This is a genomic window from Psychrobacter sp. ASPA161_9, assembly GCF_051970275.1.
In the GTDB taxonomy this organism is placed as follows: domain Bacteria; phylum Pseudomonadota; class Gammaproteobacteria; order Pseudomonadales; family Moraxellaceae; genus Psychrobacter.
Window position 1 is genome coordinate 1 of sequence record NZ_JBEFNI010000003.1, and the last position, 23,735, is coordinate 23,735.

At 40.9% G+C, this 23,735-nt stretch carries 17 protein-coding genes and 1 pseudogene; 9 read left to right on the forward strand and 9 right to left on the reverse strand.

Annotated elements, in window-relative coordinates:
* Positions 1-20: 20 nt before the first annotated feature.
* Positions 21-377, reverse strand: coding sequence for an IS3 family transposase (locus ACTQ9S_RS04620; RefSeq protein WP_440454050.1), 357 nt, complete (start codon positions 375-377; stop codon positions 21-23).
* Between the two features lie 952 nt (positions 378-1,329).
* Between ACTQ9S_RS04620 and ACTQ9S_RS04625 the strand changes: the two genes are divergently transcribed.
* Together ACTQ9S_RS04625 and ACTQ9S_RS04630 are read left to right on the forward strand one after the other, a co-directional pair.
* The gene (locus tag ACTQ9S_RS04625; RefSeq protein WP_440454051.1) at positions 1,330-3,783 is read left to right on the forward strand and encodes a hypothetical protein; all 2,454 of its coding nucleotides are present in this window, start codon (positions 1,330-1,332) and stop codon (positions 3,781-3,783) included.
* Between the two features lie 3 nt (positions 3,784-3,786).
* A complete protein-coding gene (locus ACTQ9S_RS04630; protein ID WP_440454053.1) occupies positions 3,787-9,510 on the forward strand; it encodes an RHS repeat-associated core domain-containing protein in 5,724 nt (1,907 codons plus the stop codon).
* Between the two features lie 750 nt (positions 9,511-10,260).
* Here ACTQ9S_RS04630 and ppiC read toward each other — a convergent pair.
* Together ppiC and ACTQ9S_RS04640 are read right to left on the reverse strand one after the other, a co-directional pair.
* On the reverse strand, positions 10,261-10,539 hold the full coding sequence (gene ppiC, locus ACTQ9S_RS04635) for a peptidylprolyl isomerase PpiC (RefSeq protein ID WP_350655732.1): 279 nt from the start codon (positions 10,537-10,539) through the stop codon (positions 10,261-10,263).
* Positions 10,540-10,816: 277 nt separating this feature from the next.
* Positions 10,817-10,945, reverse strand: a pseudogene (locus ACTQ9S_RS04640) (transposase); the annotation flags it as partial.
* Between the two features lie 460 nt (positions 10,946-11,405).
* On the opposite strand from ACTQ9S_RS04640, the gene ACTQ9S_RS04645 reads away from it, so the two are divergent.
* Together ACTQ9S_RS04645 and ACTQ9S_RS04650 are read left to right on the forward strand one after the other, a co-directional pair.
* Positions 11,406-11,933, forward strand: coding sequence for a peroxiredoxin (locus ACTQ9S_RS04645; protein WP_440454055.1), 528 nt, complete (start codon positions 11,406-11,408; stop codon positions 11,931-11,933).
* A 330-nt stretch (positions 11,934-12,263) separates the two neighbouring features.
* Positions 12,264-12,581, forward strand: coding sequence for a DUF1244 domain-containing protein (locus ACTQ9S_RS04650; protein WP_440454057.1), 318 nt, complete (start codon positions 12,264-12,266; stop codon positions 12,579-12,581).
* A gap of 93 nt (positions 12,582-12,674) precedes the next feature.
* Here the strand turns inward: ACTQ9S_RS04650 and ACTQ9S_RS04655 are convergent, their stop codons facing one another.
* The 5 genes from ACTQ9S_RS04655 to ACTQ9S_RS04675 all read right to left on the reverse strand — a co-directional run bounded on the left by ACTQ9S_RS04655 (position 12,675) and on the right by ACTQ9S_RS04675 (position 16,956).
* A complete protein-coding gene (locus ACTQ9S_RS04655) occupies positions 12,675-13,112 on the reverse strand; it encodes an SRPBCC family protein (protein WP_440454059.1) in 438 nt (145 codons plus the stop codon).
* A gap of 78 nt (positions 13,113-13,190) precedes the next feature.
* Positions 13,191-14,183, reverse strand: a complete 993-nt coding sequence (gene rluF, locus ACTQ9S_RS04660) for a 23S rRNA pseudouridine(2604) synthase RluF (RefSeq protein WP_440454061.1) — start codon at positions 14,181-14,183, stop codon at positions 13,191-13,193.
* Positions 14,184-14,544: 361 nt separating this feature from the next.
* Positions 14,545-15,258 carry a DarT1-associated NADAR antitoxin family protein gene (locus tag ACTQ9S_RS04665; protein ID WP_440454062.1) on the reverse strand — a complete coding sequence of 238 codons (714 nt, stop codon included), beginning with the start codon at positions 15,256-15,258 and terminating at the stop codon, positions 14,545-14,547.
* Between the two features lie 180 nt (positions 15,259-15,438).
* Complete coding sequence (locus ACTQ9S_RS04670; RefSeq protein WP_440454064.1) at positions 15,439-16,086, reverse strand: glutathione S-transferase; 648 nt, start codon at positions 16,084-16,086, stop codon at positions 15,439-15,441.
* 372 nt (positions 16,087-16,458) lie between these two features.
* Positions 16,459-16,956, reverse strand: a complete 498-nt coding sequence (locus ACTQ9S_RS04675; RefSeq protein WP_203226492.1) for a hypothetical protein — start codon at positions 16,954-16,956, stop codon at positions 16,459-16,461.
* Positions 16,957-17,572: 616 nt separating this feature from the next.
* Between ACTQ9S_RS04675 and ACTQ9S_RS04680 the strand changes: the two genes are divergently transcribed.
* The 5 genes from ACTQ9S_RS04680 to ACTQ9S_RS04700 all read left to right on the forward strand — a co-directional run bounded on the left by ACTQ9S_RS04680 (position 17,573) and on the right by ACTQ9S_RS04700 (position 22,967).
* Positions 17,573-18,772 (forward strand): sugar transporter, encoded by a 1,200-nt coding sequence (locus ACTQ9S_RS04680; RefSeq protein ID WP_440454066.1) that lies wholly within the window; start codon positions 17,573-17,575, stop codon positions 18,770-18,772.
* 407 nt (positions 18,773-19,179) lie between these two features.
* The gene (locus ACTQ9S_RS04685) at positions 19,180-20,442 is read left to right on the forward strand and encodes an MFS transporter (protein WP_440454068.1); all 1,263 of its coding nucleotides are present in this window, start codon (positions 19,180-19,182) and stop codon (positions 20,440-20,442) included.
* Between the two features lie 132 nt (positions 20,443-20,574).
* On the forward strand, positions 20,575-21,258 hold the full coding sequence (locus ACTQ9S_RS04690; RefSeq protein ID WP_440454070.1) for a glutathione S-transferase family protein: 684 nt from the start codon (positions 20,575-20,577) through the stop codon (positions 21,256-21,258).
* A 35-nt stretch (positions 21,259-21,293) separates the two neighbouring features.
* On the forward strand, positions 21,294-22,154 hold the full coding sequence (yghU, locus tag ACTQ9S_RS04695) for a glutathione-dependent disulfide-bond oxidoreductase (protein WP_440454376.1): 861 nt from the start codon (positions 21,294-21,296) through the stop codon (positions 22,152-22,154).
* A gap of 228 nt (positions 22,155-22,382) precedes the next feature.
* Positions 22,383-22,967 (forward strand): TetR/AcrR family transcriptional regulator, encoded by a 585-nt coding sequence (locus ACTQ9S_RS04700; RefSeq protein WP_440454072.1) that lies wholly within the window; start codon positions 22,383-22,385, stop codon positions 22,965-22,967.
* 17 nt (positions 22,968-22,984) lie between these two features.
* Here ACTQ9S_RS04700 and ACTQ9S_RS04705 read toward each other — a convergent pair whose 3' ends face one another.
* On the reverse strand, positions 22,985-23,716 hold the full coding sequence (locus ACTQ9S_RS04705; protein WP_440454378.1) for an ABC transporter ATP-binding protein: 732 nt from the start codon (positions 23,714-23,716) through the stop codon (positions 22,985-22,987).
* Positions 23,717-23,735: the final 19 nt, after the last annotated feature.

The window sequence follows — 23,735 nt, forward strand, 5'->3', positions numbered from 1 at the left end:
ATAGCGAACAACCTATAATTTTATTTTATAGGTTGGATAACATTACGGCTGTTAGTGGTCATCTTGTTCTTACCGCGCCAAACCCCTTGCAATCCATGCTGCTTCATTAGACGATCAACAGTACAACGAGCAACCTTTATGCCATTAGCTTTCATCTGCTGCCAGACTTTACGAGTGCCATAACGACATTTTCTATCCTGCCAGATGCGCTTAATCTCGCTGATATAGAATTCGTCATGCTGGCTGCGCAGTGATCGTTTTTCAGGATGAATTTCCAAGCCTTTAGCAAGACGATAAGTCGATGGAGCAATCGGTAGAGCCCTACAGATAAGCTTGATTCCATAAAACTGTTTGTTGTCATCGATGAAATTGATCATTACTTGGGTGGGCTAAAAAAGCGACCACCTTGGGTATGATCTAGTTAGCTTGCTTCAGCTCTCTCTTCTCACGTTCAAGCTCTTTGATGCGCTGACCTTGACTTTGAGCTTATACAGCTTCAAAAATGGTTTGTTCTATGTGCTTTTTATACCATGATCGTAGATTTTCAGGCGTGCAGCCAATCTTTGAGGCTATGGCTTGGATGGCTGACCATGTGAAGGGATAATCGCTTGATGCTTCAATCAGCATGTGAACAGCGCGTTCTTTAATCTCAGTAGTGTAGGTTTGTCTTCTTATTGTCGTACTTTCTCAGAAAGTTAACTCTCCGACAGTCTCAGGGCGATTTTTAGTGATCAACAACTTATGTGAGAATGTTTTAAGGTTTAATTTCACAATATATCTATGGGTTTTCAATATTGAGGATAATTTTTGATATTAAAAATACCTCTTAGAGCTATACCTAACAAAGCTTTAAGGGGTTAATACGTTTTAAGATTTTGTTAGATAAGATAATTAAACTTATGGTTTATATATAATGCGTATTACGTTCTAACTTAGAGTAACCCTAAATCCACACTTATAATTGTAACTGATTAATACAAAATATACATTTAGTCAAACTCAATATAGTGTAGGTTATTAGTATGTAATGAAAATTATTATCATTACTGATAAAGCTAGTGCTTCACGATTTCAGTCACCTGCGGAAAAGTATTCTAAGCTAGGTTTGGAATTTAATTATCCCCTAATTTGAAATCTGAAATCATTTGGTGATAACTAATATTTAATAGCGCTCACAATGTCTATCAAGCTTGGGAAACAATGTAATTGGATAAATGTAATTAAATATTGGTCACTCTCTAATTTATACATCATCTGGGATTCCACACTACCCATATTTGATGAACGTAAAAAGTTTTGGCAGTTGGCAAAACTTTGAAGGAGAAATGTATGTCAGGACAATATTTTAATTTACCTAAGAGTATTCCTTGGAGACAAATTGCCGTCAGCCCAGATATGATGGATGAAAAGTTCTGCAACAAACGATTTCCATTTCCTTGGCGATCTTCAATGGCCATATCAGTTTATGAACCTAAGCCTGAAGAGTTACCTGAAGAGTTATGTGGAGATCAAATCACTTATATTAAGGTTACTACTTCTATAACAGGCTATCAGCCAACCAAAGAAGAAATAGGTTTGTTAGACCATATTGTCGGTCCAACTGGAGTTCAATTTCCTGATTTTCCGGAGGAAGGTTTTAGAGGTTTTATAGATCGAATAGCACAAGACTACTTTGCTTGTTATGGAGTTATGCTTAACGTTGCGGTCTTCCCAAGTTCTAACAAAGCTCTATTAGAGCGTAATAGAATAGATTTTTCTAAACTACGAGAACAAGGCGCACCAATCGACGCTCCCCTATTGAAAGTGGGAACCAAGCTAGAAGACCCATACGAAGAAAGCGGGGTAAGCTTTAACTCTGGTCAACCATCTAATGACCTCGTTAATCTTATAACTTTGGATAACAACACAGATGCTGAACTTGACCTAAAAAAAGAGATGGTTATAGAAATTCCGGATACATCGGGAATAGCTGCTGTAGAAGCTAAAATCATTTATTTAGAAAGTACAGTTGTGAAGATGGAAGCGTTTTCTGCAGATGGTTTGGTTGGTACGAAATCATCAGAGTTGGAACCTAGTCAAGTTCATAAACTAATCATTGAAGCAGAAGGTATTCAAAAAGTAATAATTACTACATCTGGAGGTAAATCCTCACTTCTCGAATTTGCCTATTTTGTATTAGGAAAAGAAGAAGCAACTGATTTAGAGAATTTCCCTCACATCATTGACTTTGAACCCAAGCGCCGTGATCTTTATCAAGCCGCAACTGAAGCTGGTGAAGTTCTTACAGGATCAAGATCCGCATTATCGACAAACAAAGCGCTCACTCATACTGAGAGCACTGAAAACAGTGTTAGCTTTGAGGCTGGAGTGAAGGCCGTTATACCAATTCCAGAATTTCCTATTGGTGTAAATGCGTCTGTTTCAACTAAACAGACGCATAAAGAAACTGATCAAGACCAATGGAGTGTACAAACAGATGCCTCTCGTGAGAGACGCGAAACACAAGGAACTACTACACAATTAAGCCAAATGTACAACCTATTAACAGGTTACCATGCTGGTACAAATCGAGCTGTGTTCCTTAGTTTAGCACGCCCTCATGTACTCCAGCCCACAGATTATAGGACCTTTGTTCAAGGTCTTCGAGCAATTGAAGGAATGCAAGAATACTTCTTAATTGTTTCAAGACCAAAAGGAGTTAAAGGCCTTTGCATAGAAGCCTCACTTGAAACGGGACATTATCCAGAAAACGCAGTAATTGTCGAACCTCCAGAGGAGTATTACGAAACTCATTTTGATTTTCCCGTTCCTACTATGCGAGTGCCCGGCGGAAGTGGATCAGACGCTTTAGGGAATGGCGCAGGTGATGGTAAATGTGAAGATCTTAGTTTTATAAGGCCTTTACCAGAAGATTTTATTGTCGATCAAAGGCAAGAACGAAAAATAAAAGAAGGTGAGGATATTGATTCTGGGTGGCAAGAAGGGCATCCAGGAGTTGCCTTAATTTCTGGTCATAGCGAAAATGTTACAGCTTTGAATTATAGTGTTATAGCGGGAACACTTGTAGTGTCTGCAAAACTTTGTAGTGGTAGAGGTAGTAGTTCTGTGGGTGGTGGAGCTGCTGGGGATCTAGCAATTTTTCAAGGTGCTATTTTCCGAGTATTTATGAGATCAGAGCTTCCAAAAACCAGTCACGCAGAGTCTCATGCAGATATAGGAAGCCTATTTATTACTAGTCGTAAACTTTGTACTTGTTTCAAATCAGGAAAATGTATAGAGATTATCCCACCACCTCTTACTCCTCCACCTGAACGGGAAGAAGACCCTGATATTATTGAATTCATAGTCGATGAGCCAAAAATCAGAATTAATAAAGCATTAATGACTAAAAGTGCAATTCGTCAAAATAGAGCACCACTTGCAAAAGAATTTCTCTCAAAAGTACAGTCCGCACTAACGAGAAGTCACAATAGTATAAGCCGCCATTCATCAGACGACAAAGTAGGGTTTTTAGAAAGTGACTATTTTAAAAATCAGATTAAAGACATTTTGCCGAAGGAATATTTAGAAACTCCTATATCTAAGATTAAGGGACTACCGGAAAGAGTAATAAAGACTTTAGGAGCTAGCCTAACAGTTGATCAGGCTTTATCCATCGACTTGGCGCGATTCTCTCGAAAAACAGGCCTAGGTGTAGAAGAAGCATCAAACGCGAGACGCTTACTTTTGGGTATATCTATACCAGATGATAAAAGTGGCAGGCCAAACAGCAAGGAGCAGTAGATTATGAATACATCTAACTGTTCTAAATTAGAAAATCTTAATGACCAAACTAATAATGAAGATGAAAATGAAGAATATCAAGCTCGCTATATCGATGCAATATTAGAGTGTTTTCCAGCCTTAGCAGAAGAGCTTGCTGCGGCTCAGAAAGAAGGAAGAGATCCTGTTGATGTCGCGAACTTCATTGCAGGTGAGATGAGTCAGTCGAGCAATCCTGCATTGGAAATTGAAATATTAGAAAAGCTGATTCCAATCACAGAAAAAAAACAGCCTGTTCGCGCAGACCAACATAAAGATAACTTGGCCGATGTCGGTGCTGATCCAGTCATGATGTATAAAGGTCAGTTCATTCACAATGTAGATGACATACGTATCAATGGCGCGGGTATTGATTTTGTTTTTAGCCGCCGCTATAGAAATCAGACCATATTCAATGGGCCGCTTGGTTATAACTGGATACATAACTTTCACGTTTGGCTAAGGGAAGGCTCATCCTCTATTTTCCTATCTACAGGTGATTTTCGTGAAGAAACGTATATAAAACATCCCCGTTTCGGCGAGACAATAAATAATGAGTTTGATTACTGGATGCCACCGGATGGAAGCCATGGCGTTTTCTTCGCAGAAAACGGCTCCTATGTACTTCGTCAGCCAAATGGTGCGCGGCAAGTATTTGAAGTTGATCCAAAACACAGTTTTTTACACCGATTGGCAAAAATAGAAGACCGTTTTGGAAATCATTTAACGCTCAGTTATGATCCCGCTACCGACCAGTTAAAAGATATTGAAATAAACCATCCGGGAAGATATGTTCAATTTGCTTACGATACGCAAAACCGTATTTGCTCTATCAGCGATTATACCAATCGACAATGGAATTATACTTATGACTCTATCGGCGACTTAATTGCAGTTACTTCACCTTCAACAGACCGCTACAAGTGCGGCCTAACAGTTTGCTATGAATATAGTTCTACATTCCAAACTGGAGATTTGCAACATAACTTAACTCGAATAATTGATGCAGCCGGCCAGATATATCTTGAAACAGAATACGGTAGTTCTCCTGAGCTACAGAATTACAACCGTGTCACTCGGCAACGTCAAGGCGGCGGTCAATATCAATTTACATATGAAATCATCGATCAATTTTTTGATGCTGATTATCCAGCAGAACAGCGACCAACGAATAAAACCACCCTGATTGAAAGAAATGGTCAGTCTTTATGTCACATATATAATAAGTTTGGAAACTTATTGCAGCGGGAACAATGTGTCATTGAGAATGGTCTACTGCGAAAACTAATCGAACAGTACCGTTATGATCGAGATGGCAATGTCGTTTCATCACTGAGTCCTGAAGGTGTTTTGACCCAGCATATGTTCGGACGGGATTATTTTACCCGTCATCATCCGTTGATGGAAAATGGAGATATTCCAACAGAGCAATTGACATGGAAAGAGCGACAAGCTTTTAGTCGTATACTTACCACAACTCGCCGTGGCGGCTATGCAAATTTTAATAGCCTTACTTTAACGCAAGGTATATGGGGAAACTTCCCAGACATTCTTGATGGTCACTTCCCTGCAACTATAGATCGAAGCCAAGATATCGTTGTCAAAATGACTTATGAAGATGAATTTGGTCAGCTACTCACTATTTCTGATCCCCGATATACTGAAAGTGCTAATCCTGATGCTAACGAACTTCAACCCTATAAGGATACGCTCACTCATTATTCCTACACTGGCCTCACCAAACTTCTTTCAAAAGTTGAATACCCTCAGCCACACTTGCCCGATAATCAACCACAACCAATCGTTGTCGAACTATTTACCGATTATGATTCAAAAGGCCGATTGCTACGCTCAATAAATCCAGTTGGCGTTGTTACACAAAGTAGTTTTTTTGAAGATCAAAACGAATTATCTTTTGGACATTTGCAGCAGATCGTTGTCGATGTCGGCGGCTTTGACATTACAGTGCGTAATGAGGTAGATGAGCTTGGTCGTATAACTGCTGTTCATGCGCCAAAATCAGTAGCTACAGCTGACGGACGATTAGTGACTCACACTTCATATAACGAGCTCGACCAAGTTATCGAAACAACATCCACAGCTCCATTTAATTTCAAAGCCCAAAAGTTTTATGATCGAACTGGTAAGTTGGAAAGATTAGATATAGATTTAAAAGATGAATTTGGGCAAGCAGAGTTAGGTGGGTCAAGCGTCGCTACCTTTTGCTATGATGAAGAGTTTAACTTAGTTAAGACCACAACAGGAGGTATTGATTTAGACACACACCTCGTCACAAAGCATGTTTATGACAGTGCTGGTCAACAAATCCTGACCATTTTACCTAAGAGTAATCAAATCCGTACTTGTTATAACGAACGACAATTACCAGCCTCTCAAACGACTGGAGCAGGATCGGAAGATGCAGCCACAACAAAGATAGAATATGACGGCGATGGACGAGTACATCGTTCATTTGATGCTCTTGGTAACCCAACGACGTTCGAATTTGATGTATTTGGCCGTGCTATCGCCACAGTAGACTCTTTGGGTCACATCACACGAACTGACTACGACAAAGCCGGTAATGTTACCTGCGTACGATTCTTCGAAAAACAATTCAACGGTTACTTTTTATTGTCTCGTAGTGAGACCGAATACGATGAGCTCAATCGTGCTATTCGTAATGGCGTAGATCGCTTTGAAGAACCATTAGGCCCATTTTTATTAAGTCAGCTTGATACCATAATGTTAGATTCACCCAATCCAGCTGGTTTAGTCGAAACTAAAACAATATATGACGCTAATAGCAGAGTTGTAAAAACTGTTGATCCGCTTGGGCGTGAAGTACATTTTGCATATGATAACCTCGATCGCCCTACTCTTGTTACCGACTCACTAGGTAATCAAACTCTCACTCAATATGATGAGCATAATAACGTCATTCGCACAGACCAGATTGGCAGTGTGCTTGCAGAAGACGGAACAGAAATTAGTAAACGATTTTTTGCAAGCAGTTCAACATTCGATGAACTTGATCGTGTGACAAGTCAAACAGACAGTCTAGGAAATACCACTCGCATATTTTACGATAGCCGTGACAATATGATACGACTGATTGATCCACTAGGAAATGAGACAAAATCAACTTTTGACGTTTATAATCGGCTCATTAAATCCACTAATTTTCTAACCGATACTGGTATAGGACCAGTCACACCAGCAGCAATACCAGTGATGACGAAACAAGAATATGATCTTAACAATAACTTGATATCAGTGACTGATGCCTTGGGTCGAAAAACCAGATATGAGTATGATGCGCTCGATCGCCGTCGGGCCATCATTTACCCGAATGACAGTACGATGCTGACTGACTACGATGAAAATAGTAATGTAATTCGTACGCAGGACAATAATGGCTTACAGCGCTTTTTTACACTTGATGCGTTAAACCATACGACACGCATAGATGTGAATACAATTAATTTATCTACTGATCTCGTAGTTGCTGGAGCAACTTTTGAACGCTATGAGTATGATGGTCTTGATCGTTTGATGATGGCCGAGAATAATTTTGCTATTTGTTCTTTCCGATATAATTCACTGAGCTGGCAATTGCAAGAGACTATTACATATACTGTAAATGAAGCCCCGCTTAAAACTCCCTTCACCATCACTCGAAAGTTCAATGATGTCGGTGCTCTTACAGATTTGACTTACCCTAGTGGGCGCAGTCTACACATAGATCGGGATGGCTTAAACAGAAGGACAAACACACAAAACATCGCAAATGGAATTGATTATCCTGGCGACTCAGCATCGATTGATATTCGTCCAATTGCTCAAATGATTTACGCGGGTCTACAACCTGATCAATGTGTTTTTGCTAACGGGGCCAGCACAAGCTATCGACATGATGGTGGTGGGCGCTTGACTGAGATAGCTCACAATGGCCCGAATGTAGCGCATTTAATAATCCAATACCTTTACGATGCCGCTAACAATGTACGTATACGAAATGATGTGCTGACAGCTGGCACCCGTACGGAACGCTTTGCTTATGATTCAATTTACCGACTCGCGCATGAATTTAAGCCAGATACAACTGAGTCCTTTGACTTATCTAATTTTGGAATATCAAATACGGAACTAGCAAACCCGTTACCCAATCGCCAATCCGCTATCACGACCTTGATAGGTGCGTTAGAGCTGCCTCAAATACCGAAAACCTATGATTATGATCTAGTCGGTAATCGTGATATTGAAAGAACGTCTGATGGTAATAGTATCAATTATGATCCCGATCAATTGGATCAATACAGGTCTCGCGGTAACACAAACTACACCCATGATGACAATGGCAACCTTAAGGATGATCAACAGCAATTCTCTACTTACGATGCGCTCAACAGACTAGTGCAAGTATGTGCAGATAAAGAATGTATAAATGAAATTGCTGTCTTCTGGCACGATGCACTTGGGCGCCGTATTCTTGAGCAACTCGGTGGTCATGTTACCCAGTTAGTTTCTGATGGAGATGACGTTATTACTGAGTATCGAGATGGCAGCCTCTTTGCGCAATATGTTTATGATGATGGTATAGATAACCCTCTACACATTGCGACTAACGGTGTTGAGCATTGGTATCATACGGACTTAGTAGGGTCGATACGTCTGCTGACTGACGCTGACGGTGATTCATTTGGAGGATATCGCTATACGCCCTTTGGGGAGTTAATTGAATTACCGGTTAATGATACTTATAACCCTTGGCGTTACACAGCTCGGCGATTGGATGATGAGCTTGAAACGTATGACTATAGGTCACGGCAGTATGACCCAAAGCTTGGTCGATTTGTGCAGCGGGATCCATTGGGAATGATAGATGGAACGAATTTATTTAGTTATACAATTAATGATCCTTTGGTTTTTTCCGACAGCAGCGGAACATCCAGAAATGAGTATAGTTATTCAGGAACCATGGAGGAGCCCCCCTCCTTGACTCTTGAACAATCAAACTGGGGCAAGATGGAGACAGATGATTATATCAGCCTAAAAAGGGACGATATGTATTTTTGGCGTGAACGATCTAATCGAAAATTTTCTAACATTGTTAACAGTACATTTCCTTATTTACATCCGATTACAGCAGGTGATTGGTTTGGGTCGGAAGTAATAGCAACTTTCGGGGAAGCACCAATGAACCTACCTTATGAAACTGCCAAAAAAGCAGAGTCCGCAGGAGAAAGTGCAGCTAAGGCATATCTTGCACCAAGTCTGATGATAGCAATAGAACACAGTGCAGAGGCGGTTTTTTCACTTGCTGATGCCTTTATCAATACGGCAGGGGGTTTTACTGCAGGGCCACCTTTGCAAAAAGCTGTACTTAAGCCAAGTCCGAGGTCCATGAAAACAGGAAGTGGTAAGCGTCAAAGCAGTGGAGGCAATAGAAGCGGAAAGGAAAATTATCATAGAGAAGTTTTGAATACGGAGGAACACACTAAGTGGAGCAATTATATATACGAAGATAGGTATAAGGGGGCTCTTAGACCACGTGGGAGAATATTTGAAAGTATGGTCGAAACGGTAACTCCAAGGGGGCCCATAAAAGAGTTAGGAGAGTTGGGTGAATATTTCTGGGAGGTGATCGGAGTTCGACCTTTTACAAAGGGAAAAGCAAAAGGTAGATTGGGGAAAACTGGAGAATAGAGACGTATTGGATGTTGAGCAACAGAATCGCAAGAATACATGGGCCGCAAGTCGCAACGTGATTAAAAATTTGGTGGTGTTCTAAAAAGTATGCTGGCGATAAAAGTCAATAAGAAATCTATGCTACGTTCTCTGATTCTATAGGGCATTCAAGGCTTCAAGAATTGTTCAAATTTTAATCAGCATACTTTTTGACACACCACCAAATCATTAACTATCAACAAAAGATGCATCACATAGCTGATCAAAGCAGAAGAAAGACTTCCTTTATTATTCTGTTTAAGTTGACTAATCACAGTTAGCACATAGTCATTATAACTATCTAAGCTTGTAACCTCACCTTCAAAACTAGGCATGTCCTTTTCAAACTCTTGAATTTTTTTAGCTTAGCCGTATCATTTGCAACCGATCGATTAACCTTTTTGACAACCCTCTCTCGGATGCATCGAAAACTGTCAATCAATTTTTGGATATTTTTGGTGGTAAGGCGATTTAGAAAGAAATAGAGCACATAATATAGAAAACCCAGTTTGAGATGATTTCCCAATGCTATGCTTACTTAGACGATGTTATATGTGAGTACTGCAATTATCCTTGTCTGATTGAAGTAGCTGTATATGTGAGCATAATTTTTGGCAGACAGATAAGTATTAATCATAAAAAAGCCAGACAGCTTAGTTGTCTGGCTTTTCTTGTCCATCATCTATTAAAAACAGTCCAAAGCCTCTATGCCACTGCAGACTCTAACGCTTACGTCCTGTAAAGCACCTTAACCACATGCCAGCCAAATTTGGTTTTCACTAAATGTGGGGTAAATAGTTCGCCGTTGAAGCAGACTTTATCAAATGCCGGTACCATGTCGCCTTGTTTAAACTCACCTAAGCTGCCGCCTTTTTTACCTGATGGGCAGGTTGAGTGTTTCTTAGCCAGCACATCAAACTGGGCGCCTTTTTTAAGCTTGGCAATAATGTCGTCAGCCAGTTCTTTGTGTTTTACTAAAATATGTAATGCGCTAGCTGTACGAGCCATAATGTAAACCCTTCATAAAATATCGATTATCGGAGCATTATATCACTACTTACCTTGGTTGCTAAACTCACTTGTACGCTCTACTTCATAAAAAGTCATTATCTACACAGGCGCTACTCTTTGGATGAGAATCGATATCTTTTGAGTGTCGCTGCCACTACACCATAGGCTTTATAATGCTGATGTGATTCATTACTTCAAAGTGAAACGTCCCGATACTGTCGGAGACTCAATATGCTGAGAGAATACGACAACCTCCATTCGCTGTATTTTGTCAGTTAGATAATGTCTGCATGGCTATATCTAGCTGCTTTGCAGTCGCTGAAACATTACCTTTGTTATCTGCTATCTATTCGATGATTTCAGCTTTGAAAGCTGCACTGTAGCGTTGCTTTTTCTTGGTCATGATAAACTCCTCATAGAGTCGTTAGTTTACCAATTTTAGTTGTACGGTTTCTTCAGCATAGCTCAATCCTCTTTCAGATGTATCAGAGACTGTCAGTCGATTTTTAGATGGGATTGGTAGTAAGGTGAATTGGTAAAAAGTGGTGTGAAGCGCCTCAGTATAGTCATATACTCTCAGAATCTTGAGCCTACACCAATCCTTAGGGCAGTTCAGCAACCACTATATTCAATAACTTGTCTTCTGCATCTTTCCCTTTTTAGTCAGGGTTTGGAAGGTAGCTCAGTTTACGAGAAGGCCAAAGCAGCTAGCGTAGCTTGTAAGGTCTAAAAAAAGTCATATATTTTGATAGCTTATATAGTGAATATCAGCTTAAAGATTTGCTTATGAACTACTATAACTATTATCATATAAATGCTGGATTTTGAAAACAAAAAGACAATAACCTAAATCGGAGTAAATAATGATTACCCATGTACCTGATGTGACTTTCAAAACCCGTGTTCGTGATGAATCTATCGAAGGAGACAACCCATTCAAATGGCATGACCTAACCACAAATGAGTTATTTGCCAATAAAAAAGTGGTTGTGTTCTCATTACCAGGTGCCTTTACGCCAACATGTTCGACCAGCCATCTACCTCGCTATGAAGAGCTTTACAATGAGTTTAAGGCGTTAGGCGTAGATGAAATCGTTTGCATTTCTGTCAATGATGCGTTCGTCATGTACCAATGGGGCCTAAAGCAAAACCGTGAAAACGTTTTTTTGCTTCCCGATGGTAATGGTGAGTTCACCCGTAAAATGGGTATGCTTGTTGATAAGAGTAATCTTGGCTTTGGTATGCGCTCATGGCGTTATTCGATGTATGTCGACAATAAAGTCATCAAAAAAGTGTTTAAGGAACCTGATTTTGGCGACAACTGCCCAATAGACCCATTTGAAGTATCAGATGCAGACACTATGTTAGAGTACTTGAAAAGTAATGCTTAACCACATTGACGCTTGACTGTTGTTATTAAGTGTTATCAGGCATCGATAGATGCTCTAATACTATCAAACTGCCGAACTGCGTAGCCCTTAAATGTAGTCCTTAAATATAAGGGCTACGCAGTTTTTTTATGGTTTTTAAAAGAATGGTCTCTCAAACCCGTGGTCAGCCCTTAGAAGAGTAAGTTGTAAATATAGATAAACTGTAAATATAGAAGAGAATCATTTGATATTATTACATCTGTAATAGGCGGGCAACCAATATATAGGTTACCATTGCTTTTAAGACACCATACATAACCACAAACACGCATTAACGCTAAGGAAAAATTTATGGCAAGATTAGAATCAAACATCGAATTAGAAGCTGCGGCATTTCGTTGCTTATTAGCTCACTTAGACGAGCGCAAAGATGTACAAAACATCGATCTCATGAACCTTGTCGACTTTTGTCGTAACTGTTTATCCAAATGGTATAAAGCGGCTGGTGAAGAGCGTGGTATCGAAATCGACTATGAAGATGCGCGCGAACTTATTTATGGTATGCCTTATTCTGAGTGGAAAGAGAAGTATCAACAACAAGCCACACCGGAGCAATTAGCACGCTTTAATGAAATTGAAGCTGCCAAGAACAAGACTAATCAAGAATAACAGTAGTTGCCCGTACTCCATGAGCTATGCTTAGATCAAACCATAGAAGGCACTACTAAAAGACTGAGATAGAAAGTAAACGTTGCCGCTAACTTAGCGGCTTTCTAAAGACTTGAGCATACTATTAAAAACTATCATGCCTTGTTTCTGCATTTTGCGATCGAACAAACCCCCGATCAGTGGCACAACCAGTCGGCCTTCAGACACCCAAGTCACGTGTGTGGTTCCATCCCCTAAATCTTTTAAATCAATAATGCCCTTGTAGTGTTCCATTTTTATAGGCTTGGCTTCTTCGATTTGATATTGCATATGAATAGGACGCTCAAACGCAGTAATTCGCTCCCATACTTTAAAGGCTCCGGTTTGTACCGTTCGTAAAGCGCCAGTGCCATTGCGCTCTTCATCACCTTCAGTCAACAACTTAGCAACACCTACAGATTTAAATAACGCATAACTGGCATGGTCACTTAGTGCTTCAAATACCTCGTCAATCGGTTTTTTGACAATACGTTCTACTTTTATTTTAAACATAATATTATCTCGTCAAGGTTAAAGTTCTCTAGCTTATTGCCATTTCAAAAATGAACGAAGCAATCACACTCTAAAAACCTACGACCGTGAAGACCGCTTAGACCCTCGACCTTTTGCAGGGCGCCTGCCATTTGCTGCAGGTTTGCCATTGCCCCCAACCTTCTTACCATAACCAGAAGGACGCCCACCTTTAGAACCCGCTGGTTTTCCAGCACCGTCTTTAGGGTGTTTACTATTCCCCTTTGCTGCGCCCCTTGGTTTTGAAGACGCCTTTGACTTTGAAGAGGTATCAATGCGAGGTTTTTTTCGTGGCGCATTACGAGATTTCTTGGCCGGAGCACTAGCATTGGCAGAAGAATCTTCTATAGATTTAAGTAGTACAGACAACTCTTTTGGGGTTAAATCTCGCCAATCTCCAACTGGAAGACCCTTAAGATTCACATTCATAATCCGCGTACGCTCAAGCTTCACGACTTCATAGCCAAAATGCTCACACATGCGACGAATTTGACGATTCAAACCTTGTACTAGCGTGATGTTAAATACGTTAGGCGCCACCTTAGTAACCGGGCACTTTTTCGTCATCTTTCCCAAAATAGGCACGCCACCAGCCAAACCCTCAATAAAATTATCCGTTATCGGCTTATTCACCGTCACCAAATATTCTTTTTCATGGTTATTGCCAGCACGTAATACCTTATTAACCAGATCGCCATTACTGGTCAAAAAGATTAAACCCTGAGAATCTTTATCCAAACGGCCAATCGGGAAAATACGTACGCTATGTCTGACAAAATCAACAATGTTATTTTTCTCGGAGCTTTCCGTGGTGCTTACAATGCCGACTGGCTTATTTAATACAATAAAAACAAAGTCATCAGCTTCTTTCGGCTCAATGAGCTGCCCGTTTACTTTTACTGTATCTCCAGCAACCACTTGCTCACCCACCGAAGCACGCTTGCCATTGACGTACACATTGCCTTGTTCAATAAAGCGGTCAGCGTCTCTTCGAGAGCAAATACCGCTTTCGCTGATGTATTTATTTAAACGAGTCGAGGAAGCGTTAAACATAAAGCACCGTTTTTACCTAATGAAAAGCCTTCTTTGCTAAGAAAAAAGCCTAAATTGAATGGATCATCAACAACGAAATAGCTCACATTATATAGGAAAGTCAGTGCCCATTTCAGGAGAGATGGGCAAAATCCTAGAAATGTATCCAGAATCGTATAAATCGAGATGGCGTTGAAAGAGCTTCTTCATGATGTTAAAAGATCAAAAAGCTTATACGAATTAAAAGACGTAGGACGGACAAACGAAGCTACTCTCTAATCGAAAAACGGCAGTGAAAGCAGATCTTTCATTTTAAACCGCCCCAATATTTTCGTATTAACTCAGAATGTTTCGTCTTCGACAATCTTGGGACGGTTCACTATCAAAACCACCCCTCTTCCAAAAGATGCTCTGTATTACTCAGTTTAAACTCAGTATGTAGATCGTAAAACGTTCCTGGATCTTCAACATTACCGAGCAACTCTCGCTTACTGAGCGCCACAAACATCGCCAGCGAATAAGCCGCACAATGGATAGACTTTTTTGGATTAAACTCAATATCAGTAAAGGCTTGATATTGCATCACTTCTTCATGGAGCTGAGGGTTTTGCTTTAGCGCATTGATATACAGCCAATCATAAAACGCAGTTAGTGGCTCAAGACCCCACTCTACACCAAAATCATTGTAGCCAATAAGCTGACCTGAGTCGTGTAAGCGCTCATCTTTTTTGGCTTGTCTTGGCGGGGCTGTCAGCAAGTCAGTATAGGGACCACCCTGTTCAAAAACCTTACTGGCCTGAAAGATGTTTTCGACACTATACTGCCCGCCGCTATGCTCATCAGTGAGCTGTAAGCTGAGTGGACTCAGCAAAAAGCTTAACTTATTGCCAGACTTACTAGATAGCTCTAAGACGTGACTGAAACCATATTTTTTGCGAATGACTTGATGCAGGTCATTGATGGATTTTTTCTTTTGGCGACTGGCAAATCCCACATGCCGCTCAAACCTAACCATATCCGTTTTTACCAGATTGTCACTGTTGACTCTAGGCATAAATACGGGTTTTTGTTCTACAGCGTTTTTACTTTGTTCCATAATTTATAGTCTTAATTTCATAACGATGGGCATTATATCAATAGTTTTGTATAAATGTTCTTTGATAGCGGGTCTGGTATAAATAGTATTCAAATAAGCAGTGATTTAAATACATTATAATCTGACTAAGGCTTGAACCAACATAGTCAGTTCAAAATAACAGCTAACAAGACTTAAGTACTAAGAAGGAAAAACTACCACCTCATCATCTTCTTGCCAAGGTTGATACTTAGTCATTACTTGCAAAAATATCGGATGCTCCAGCCAGTGTTGTAGCCAACGCTGCAAATTTGGGTAAGGCAGATTGTAAAAAACATCGCGATCCACATGAGCGAATTGACGCACAAAAGGCATGATAGCTATATCAGCAATGGTTATAGTGTCCCCAAGTAAGTAGAAATTTTTAGTTAGCAGTTTCTCTAAAATCTGTAAAAACTCTTCACCCTGTAGCCGATACTCTTCTTGAGTCATCTCAAGATGACGGTCTGCATATTTATAACGATCCAGCCAATGTTTAAATTCGTTGTCGTTTTTATCAATCAGTGCATTGGCTTGATCTAAAACTTTTGCATCAAGCAATCCTTGCGAATCTTTTTGCTCAAGTGCCCACTCCATTATCTCCCGACTTTCCTCAATCACAGTACCATCGATCAGCTGTAAAACGGGTACCGTGCCTTTTGGACTAATCGCTAGCATTTGGGCTGGTTTATTTTTTAGCGTTATCTCTCGCAGCTCCACCTGCAACTCCGCAAACAAAATGCCAAGCCTAGCACGCATGGCGTATGGGCAGCGGCGAAAAGAGTACAAAAGAGGTAATGAAGCAGTCATAGATGTTTTTCTCAGTTGAATCGAGATGAGTGACGTCAGAAATGAAGGCTATTATCTTACTATTTACCATATTCTATGCTAAATCATAGAGACAACACCTTTACTGCTCATGATAACAACGCGAACACTTGCCTTCAATGATGATTATATTACCCCCATGTTAGAACTCCTTTGCTCTATCCAAACTCTAACACGTTAAGCTCTAGTAAATTGCAATCGAAGACCCGAAGCCAAGCTAGTAGTAAGCCATTAATCATAATATATTAGAAAGCAGTTGGTAAAAAAAAGCCCCACTATAATAGTGAGGCTATGCTATGTTGATATGTTTAAAAATTCGCTGTTTACGACTAAAAAAACTTTAAGTACTTCTTCTTAAGCACCGCTGGCTTTTGCCAGTTTACGCTCCACTTTATCAATCTCCGCACTCTTCTGCTCAACAATCAACTTATAATCCTTAGTAGCATCACGAGACATCCAATGTACACTATTAAACCTAAAACCAACGTCTGACGGTAAGCTATATTTGGGTGAATAATTAGGTAAATGCGCCAACTGATATTTAATCTGGGCGATATCTTCTACGAATGGCTCATAAGGTATATCAAGTATTAAGAAAAGCTTTACTAGAAACTCCTCAGCCGTAAAGCATTTATCAATATAACTACCATCAAGCCCAAGATGTTTATTCGACAATACATGACGCAGGCGCTCACAGGCGGGTATGGTATGCTTTAGAGGGTAACCCATAATTTTTACAATATCTTGCGCACGCAGTTCAAGCGTGTCTATTTGAGTAATAGCATATTGTGCTAAAGGATGACGCGGATGATAACGGCGAGTATATTTGGATTGATTAGTAGAGTGGCTCATGGTATTGAACACCTTAGATTCCTATAACTCCGACAAAAAAGTATAAAATCAGGCACAAATGAGGATGTCGGATTACAGGCTCATGCGCTTTACCAGGATTGTTTTATATCGTGCTGGAAGTTGCAAGGTTTGTACGTCACCATTAATTGCAATTATGATAACTTGCAATAGCGGTTGGCAATGACAAAGCTGTTAAACCCACGATAGTTTGTTGAATGATGATAGCATATCAGATGAGAGTAAATAAATACTAATATGTGTGCTTCTTTTTTAGAATTATTGTTAGTCCGTAACATATAGCCGATTCGCTTTAAAACCGATACAGTGCTGCTGGGATATATTTTGCGCAGCCTCTGGCTGCAACGACATAGCAAGCAAGTAAAATTTATACCAGTAGCACGACATTATTGATGTATCAATTTTATTTCGAACTGACCATCTAACGCTAAACCACTTATTAACAATCATTATCAAAAAAGCCCTTTCACTAATGCCCTTGACTTGGTATCTTGCCTCGCCACTCTTATATCGTTAAAGACTTTTATTACCAAATATGTTTGACCCTACTATTGGCTAACCCTCCTTTTATATTAATACCTTTTTTGTATTGGATCTTATGAAACACAACTTTAAGGCGAGCTCAAATGCTCGCCGGACTCAGTATTTTCAAGTGTTTTTGATGGGCGTCAGTGCCTTTATCATGAATACCACAGAATTTGTCCCTGTCGCCTTATTAAGCGACATTGCTCAAGACTTTTCTATTACTACAGCTGAGACTGGCTGGATGTTGACGCTGTATGCTTGGATCGTCGCTGCCATGTCATTGCCGCTGATGCTGCTGACCAGTCGCTTTGAGCGTAAAAGCTTGCTCTTAGGCCTGTTTGCAGTATTTATTGCCAGTCATGTATTGTCCGTATTTGCATGGAGCTTTGATGTGCTGCTCATTAGCCGAGTTGGGATTGCACTATCACATGCGATATTTTGGTCCATCACGGCGGCGATTGCCATACGTGTGGCACCTGAAGGCAAAAAAGCACTGGCACTTAGCGTACTTGCGACGGGTACCTCATTAGCGATGGTGCTAGGTGTGCCTTTGGGACGTTTGGTCGGTCAATGGTTTGGCTGGCGCGCGACATTTGGCGGTATTGGTGGTATCGCCTTTATCGTATTTGTGCTGCAAATGAGACTGTTGCCAACATTGCCTAGTATGTTTGAAGGCTCTTTTAGAAAAATTCCAGAACTACTTAAAAACCCGTTATTGGTCTGCCTGTATTTACTCATCCTACTGGTCTTTACAGCGCATTATACCGCCTACTCTTATATTGAGCCTTTCATGCGTCAGGTCGGTTCAGTCAGTGAAAACTCAGCTACTTTTGTCCTGCTCTTATTCGGTGTCGCAGGGATTGCAGGTAGTGTGATATTCAGTCGTTGGGGTGATAGATTTAATACTAGGCTAATGCTGATATCGACGATACTGATGCTACTGTCTATGCTCACTTTGTCGCTTGTAGTAACGTCGATATGGGCGCTCAGTATGAATGCGTTACTCTGGGGAGCTGCACTTATGCTGCTTATTATCTCCATGCAGGCTAAAGTCATCATGGTCGATGTTAATGCGCAAGACATGCTGATGTCGATGTTCTCAGGTATTATCAATTTAGGGATTGGTACAGGTGCGCTATTTGGAGGTTATGCGGTGACGCATCTCTCGCTATCAAGCGTGGGCTATGTTGGGGCAGCTATCGCTGTTATGGCATTACTACTGATGCTGTTTATGATAAAACGCTTTCCTGAGTTAAGTAGAAGACTCGGTTAGATAAAAGGCTAAAGTTGTAGCTAAAAAGACGATGTTAAAAAGTAACAGTCAAAATGCCAGCCATTTAAATGAGCTGGCATTTTCTTTAATAGAGCTACTTGTAAAATCATTTCAGTAATCTAGTCAAATACCAATTGAACGAACGTTCAGGTAAAGTTATACTCATTTGTAATAGGCATGATTATGCAATAGTCGATGAAAGACTTACATCAATAGCTAAGCAAGGAGCGAAAGCTATTTATGTCAATATCATGCAAGAGTCAACCAAAGACCTATAAGAATTAAGCACAAAAGGATGAGTGTAAAATGGATAAGATTCAAAACAGGGAAGTATTTTTCTTCGGTCTAAATACAATTATTATAGGCATCATGAACTTTCGAATTCTTCGACTTGTCGGAGATTCGTGATGCATGATGAAATTACTCAACGAAAAGACCAAGATAGCACTCCTCCTCTCAGACTAGGCGGGTTAAATTATGCTTGGATTGTAGCCGCTACAGGCTCTATAGCGATGTTCTGTGGACTTGGCTTAGGACGATTTGCATTTGGTATGTTGCTACCGTCGATGTCTTCTTCTTTGGGATTAAATTACACTCAAAGCGGAATATTGGGCTTCACTAACCTGATAGGATACCTCGTTGCCGTTCTTTTAAGCCCGCTCATTATACCTCGATTTGGTACTCGAATCACTGGTACTGCCAGCCTTCTCTTAATCGCCGTCTCTATGCTCGGTATGGCTTTTACCACAAGCTTTCCCCTACTCTGCGCACTTTACGTATTGACTGGTATTGGTAGCGGCGGCGTGGTCTTACCAATGATGAGCGTCATGTCACATTGGTTTTTCCCTTCACATCGTGGGCTCGCCTTAGGACTCGTCATGGCAGGCCCTGGATTTGGCATTATTCTATCAGGCTTTGTCGTACCAAAGCTCTTACCCATCTCCGGTCTACTGTCTTGGCAGACGGGTTGGCTCATTTTTGCAGTTATTAATGTCATAGTGGCTTGGCTTACCTTCACTTTGATTCGCAATCATCCAGATGATGTTAATCAAAACCCTTTTGGACGTGTACCCACCTCACCTGTAAAAAATAAGAAAAAGCTAGAACGTAGCAATGTTAGGCTGCTCGTACATTTGGGCGTTATCTTTGCCATTTATGGCGCCACTTATATGGTTTACGTGACCTTTATCGTGACTAGCATGGTTGGATCGTATCAACTGAGTGAAGCGACTGCGGGCGGTATTTGGGCGTGGATTGGTCTGCTTAGTGTCTTTTCAGGCATGCTCTTTGGTTGGATCTCTGACCATATTGGACGTCGCCTTGGTCTCGCGCTGGCTTTTTTCTTCCTTGCTATCGCTTATCTTCTGGTTGGATTGACTGATTGGACTTTAGGGCTTTACTTGTCAATTATCTTGTTTGGCTTAGTGGTTTGGAGCGTTCCTGTCATTATGGCGGCCTCCGCTGGCGATTATTTTGGACCTGCAGCGGCGGCAAGTGCACTCGCGGCGCTGACTTTTGCTTTTTCAGGCGGACAGGCTCTTGGGCCAGTGGCAGCAGGCTATCTCGCAGAAATCACAGGAGACTTTAGCATCAGTTATATGCTCTCTGGCATCGCAGCCTTTATAGCGATTGGACTTGCCTTATTATTACGTCCACAAAAATCTGCTTAGCAAAAGGCTTTTTTATAGTTAGCGCCAATAAAATGAACGATTGCTCAAAATTACTTGAACGGTCGTTCATTTTTGTTTATAGTGGTTGTAAGATTAACACCTAAACCTTTTGAGCCCTTTAAGGATACCAACATGCTTAAGTTTTATTTTCACCAAACCCCAAACCCTATGAAAGTGGCTCTTTACTTAATGGAGACGGGTTTAGCGTACGAATTAATACCAATAGATACGATGAAAGGTGAGCAACATACGCCTGAATATCGCGCGATTAACCCGAATGGTAAAACGCCAGCTATCGAAGATGATGGCAACCGTGTCTTTGATTCGACGGCTATTTTGATGTACTTAGCTGAAAAAACAGGCCAGCTTGCAGGAAAGGCCGAAGATCGAGGTGAAATGCTCTCATGGCTAATGTTTGTCGCGACAGGCTTAGGCCCATTTTCCGGTCAATCCGTGCATTTTAAACATAAAGCACCCGAAAAAATACCTTATGCGATCAATCGCTATCTTTGTGAGGCTGAGCGTCATTACGAAGTGCTAGATAAGCATATGGAAGGCCGTGAATATGTGGTTGGTAACGACTATTCTATTGCGGATATCTCCGCTTGGGGCTGGGTCGATAAGGCAACGTTTGTATTGGGCGAAGAAGGATTAGATAATTATCCAAACCTCAAACGTTGGTTTGCTAGTATAAACGCTCGTCCTGCGGTAGATAAAGCGCGCAATATTGCTAAGGATATTGTGTTCAAATCTGATTTTGATGACGCAGCTGCACGCGCCCTATATCCACAAAACTTTGCGAAAAACATCGAATAACCCCAAACATAAGAATACACATAAAAATAGGAATAATAATGGAAAACCAATATATACCCCCAAAAGTCTGGACACATGATGCAGAGAGTGGCGGTAAATGGGCAAGTGTGAATCGCCCCGTTTCAGGTGCTACCCATGAGAAGGAATTACCAGTAGGCAAACATGCTTTGCAACTGTACTCAATGGGCACGCCTAACGGTCAAAAAGTCACTATCATGCTAGAAGAGTTATTAGCATTAGGCAAAGACGCAGAGTATGACGCCCATATGATTAATATTGGCGAAGGCGATCAGTTTTCATCAGGCTTTGTAGATATCAACCCTAACTCTAAAATTCCAGCTTTCGTTGATTACTCTGGCGCTGAGCCTGAAACGGTATTTGAATCTGCTTCTATTTTAGTTTATCTTGCTGAAAGATTTGGGGTCTTGTTACCTGAAGAAGGCAGCAAACGTACCCAAGTCTTTAACTGGTTATTCTGGTTACATGGTTCTGCGCCCTACTTAGGGGGCGGTTTCGGGCATTTTTACGCTTATGCACCCGAAAAGTTTGAATATGCCATCAATCGCTTTACAATGGAAACTAAGCGCCAGTTGGACGTACTTGATAAGCAGTTAGCGAAAAATCAATTTATTGCTGGTGATGAGTATAGTATCGCTGACATTGCCACTTGGCCTTGGTATGGCAATTTAGTCTTAGGCAATCAGTATGAGGCAAAGGACTTTTTGCAAGTCGATGACTACACCCATGTGCAGCGTTGGGCAAAAGCCATCTTAGCGCGACCAGCCGTACAACGTGGCCGTATTGTTAACCGTACTCACGGTGAAGAATGGGAACAGCTGGAAAATCGCCATAGTGCGACAGATATCGATAAAGTGTTGGCATTAAAGCCAGAGTAACTGGTTATTGCCAATACAGGGCTGCTGGGATAAGTTTTTTGCAGCATTGAACGGCTAGCTATAACGCAAGAAAAAATTATCCTAACAGCACGTTATAATGGTTATGCTTTTGTTGTTTAGGATTAACGCTACCAATAATGTTAGTGTGACTTGGTTTTCCAGATTTTAAGACTATATTTTTAATAAGCTCATATCTTTAATAAGATACTAGCTTTTAAGGTGAAAATTATGAGTGCACAAGCGAAGTTTAATCGTGATGACGTCATCGAAAAAGCCAAAAATCTCTATTGGGAAAAGGGCTATCACGCTACCTCTATGAGAAATCTGCAAGATGTCGTCGATATGCGCCCCGGTAGTATCTATGCCGCTTTTGGTAATAAAGACAATTTGTTTAAAGAGGCATTAAATCGATATGCGGAAGAAGGTGCTGCGAATCTTGCCAATAATATTGCCCAAGAAGAAACAGTGCTTGCTGGCCTAAAACGGTTTATTCATACCGTCACTGTTTGTAGTAAAGGCACCGCACCCAGCGGCATATGTATGGTGGTCAAAACTATTGGTGAGTTGACGCAAAACGATAGTCCAGAACTGCTTAATCACGCGACAAGCATTTTAGAACGTGTTGAAGCTTCTTTTGTTAAGACCTTTCAGCAAGCCATTGATAATGGTGAAATTAGCAGTGATAAAGATCCAGCTGAACTGGCCTGCTACTTTCAAATTCAAGTAATGGGTTTAAGAACTTATGCGCAAGTCAGCAATGATACGGATGCGGTAGAAAAGTATATTGATGGTATATTCGAAGGTATTCTTTAATAAGGTATCCACTAATTTTATTTAGTATTTAACGTGTCACTTTCGATCAGCCCATCTACCAAATTGATGGTGCGATCACAGGATGCTGACAGACGTGGATCATGAGTGACCAAAAGTACGCCACAATCGTGTTCACGATTGACCTTACGGAACAGCTCAAACACTTCAGCAGCTGTGACTGTATCTAGATTACCAGTCGGTTCATCAGCCAATAATAGCGCAGGTTCCGTTATAAGCGCTCTTGCAATGGCTACTCGCTGCTGTTGACCACCTGAGAGCTCGTTCGGCTTAGTATCAGCAAACTTCTCCAGCCCAACCGCAGCCAGCAAGTCACGTGCTTTTTGTATCGCCAGCTTATCTGGGCGACCTTGAGTCAGCATCAGTGGCATCAACACATTGTCTAACGCTGTAAACGCCTGAATGAGGTGATGAAACTGAAAGACAAAACCAATACTATGGCCTCGCAAAGCAGTACGTCCAGCATCATCCATATTACTAGTGGCCTGTCCTAACAGATAGATCTCACCACTGGTCGGCTTATCGAGCAAGCCAAGCACGTTTAGCAACGTACTTTTCCCAGAGCCAGAGGGGCCAATCAGCGCAGCAAAGTCATGTTTATCAATCCTTAAGTCAATACCATGCAATACCTCAATCTCGTTAGGCTGACCAATGTTGTAAGATTTTTTCAACGCCTCTAAACGCAGGACTTCATGAAGGTTATGAGAGTTATTAGATGTATTGTCAGACATAGTATTAGGCTCATGATTA

Excerpts from the sequence above, each read along its gene's own strand:
- ACTQ9S_RS04620 (WP_440454050.1), bottom strand. The coding sequence starts at position 377 with ATGATCAATTTCATCGATGACAACAAACAGTTTTATGGAATCAAGCTT.
- ACTQ9S_RS04625 (WP_440454051.1), top strand. The coding sequence starts at position 1,330 with ATGTCAGGACAATATTTTAATTTACCTAAGAGTATTCCTTGGAGACAA.
- ACTQ9S_RS04630 (WP_440454053.1), top strand. The coding sequence starts at position 3,787 with ATGAATACATCTAACTGTTCTAAATTAGAAAATCTTAATGACCAAACT.
- ppiC (WP_350655732.1), bottom strand. The coding sequence starts at position 10,539 with ATGGCTCGTACAGCTAGCGCATTACATATTTTAGTAAAACACAAAGAA.
- ACTQ9S_RS04645 (WP_440454055.1), top strand. The coding sequence starts at position 11,406 with ATGATTACCCATGTACCTGATGTGACTTTCAAAACCCGTGTTCGTGAT.
- ACTQ9S_RS04650 (WP_440454057.1), top strand. The coding sequence starts at position 12,264 with ATGGCAAGATTAGAATCAAACATCGAATTAGAAGCTGCGGCATTTCGT.
- ACTQ9S_RS04655 (WP_440454059.1), bottom strand. The coding sequence starts at position 13,112 with ATGTTTAAAATAAAAGTAGAACGTATTGTCAAAAAACCGATTGACGAG.
- rluF (WP_440454061.1), bottom strand. The coding sequence starts at position 14,183 with ATGTTTAACGCTTCCTCGACTCGTTTAAATAAATACATCAGCGAAAGC.
- ACTQ9S_RS04665 (WP_440454062.1), bottom strand. The coding sequence starts at position 15,258 with ATGGAACAAAGTAAAAACGCTGTAGAACAAAAACCCGTATTTATGCCT.
- ACTQ9S_RS04670 (WP_440454064.1), bottom strand. The coding sequence starts at position 16,086 with ATGACTGCTTCATTACCTCTTTTGTACTCTTTTCGCCGCTGCCCATAC.
- ACTQ9S_RS04675 (WP_203226492.1), bottom strand. The coding sequence starts at position 16,956 with ATGAGCCACTCTACTAATCAATCCAAATATACTCGCCGTTATCATCCG.
- ACTQ9S_RS04680 (WP_440454066.1), top strand. The coding sequence starts at position 17,573 with ATGAAACACAACTTTAAGGCGAGCTCAAATGCTCGCCGGACTCAGTAT.
- ACTQ9S_RS04685 (WP_440454068.1), top strand. The coding sequence starts at position 19,180 with ATGCATGATGAAATTACTCAACGAAAAGACCAAGATAGCACTCCTCCT.
- ACTQ9S_RS04690 (WP_440454070.1), top strand. The coding sequence starts at position 20,575 with ATGCTTAAGTTTTATTTTCACCAAACCCCAAACCCTATGAAAGTGGCT.
- ACTQ9S_RS04700 (WP_440454072.1), top strand. The coding sequence starts at position 22,383 with ATGAGTGCACAAGCGAAGTTTAATCGTGATGACGTCATCGAAAAAGCC.
- ACTQ9S_RS04705 (WP_440454378.1), bottom strand. The coding sequence starts at position 23,716 with ATGTCTGACAATACATCTAATAACTCTCATAACCTTCATGAAGTCCTG.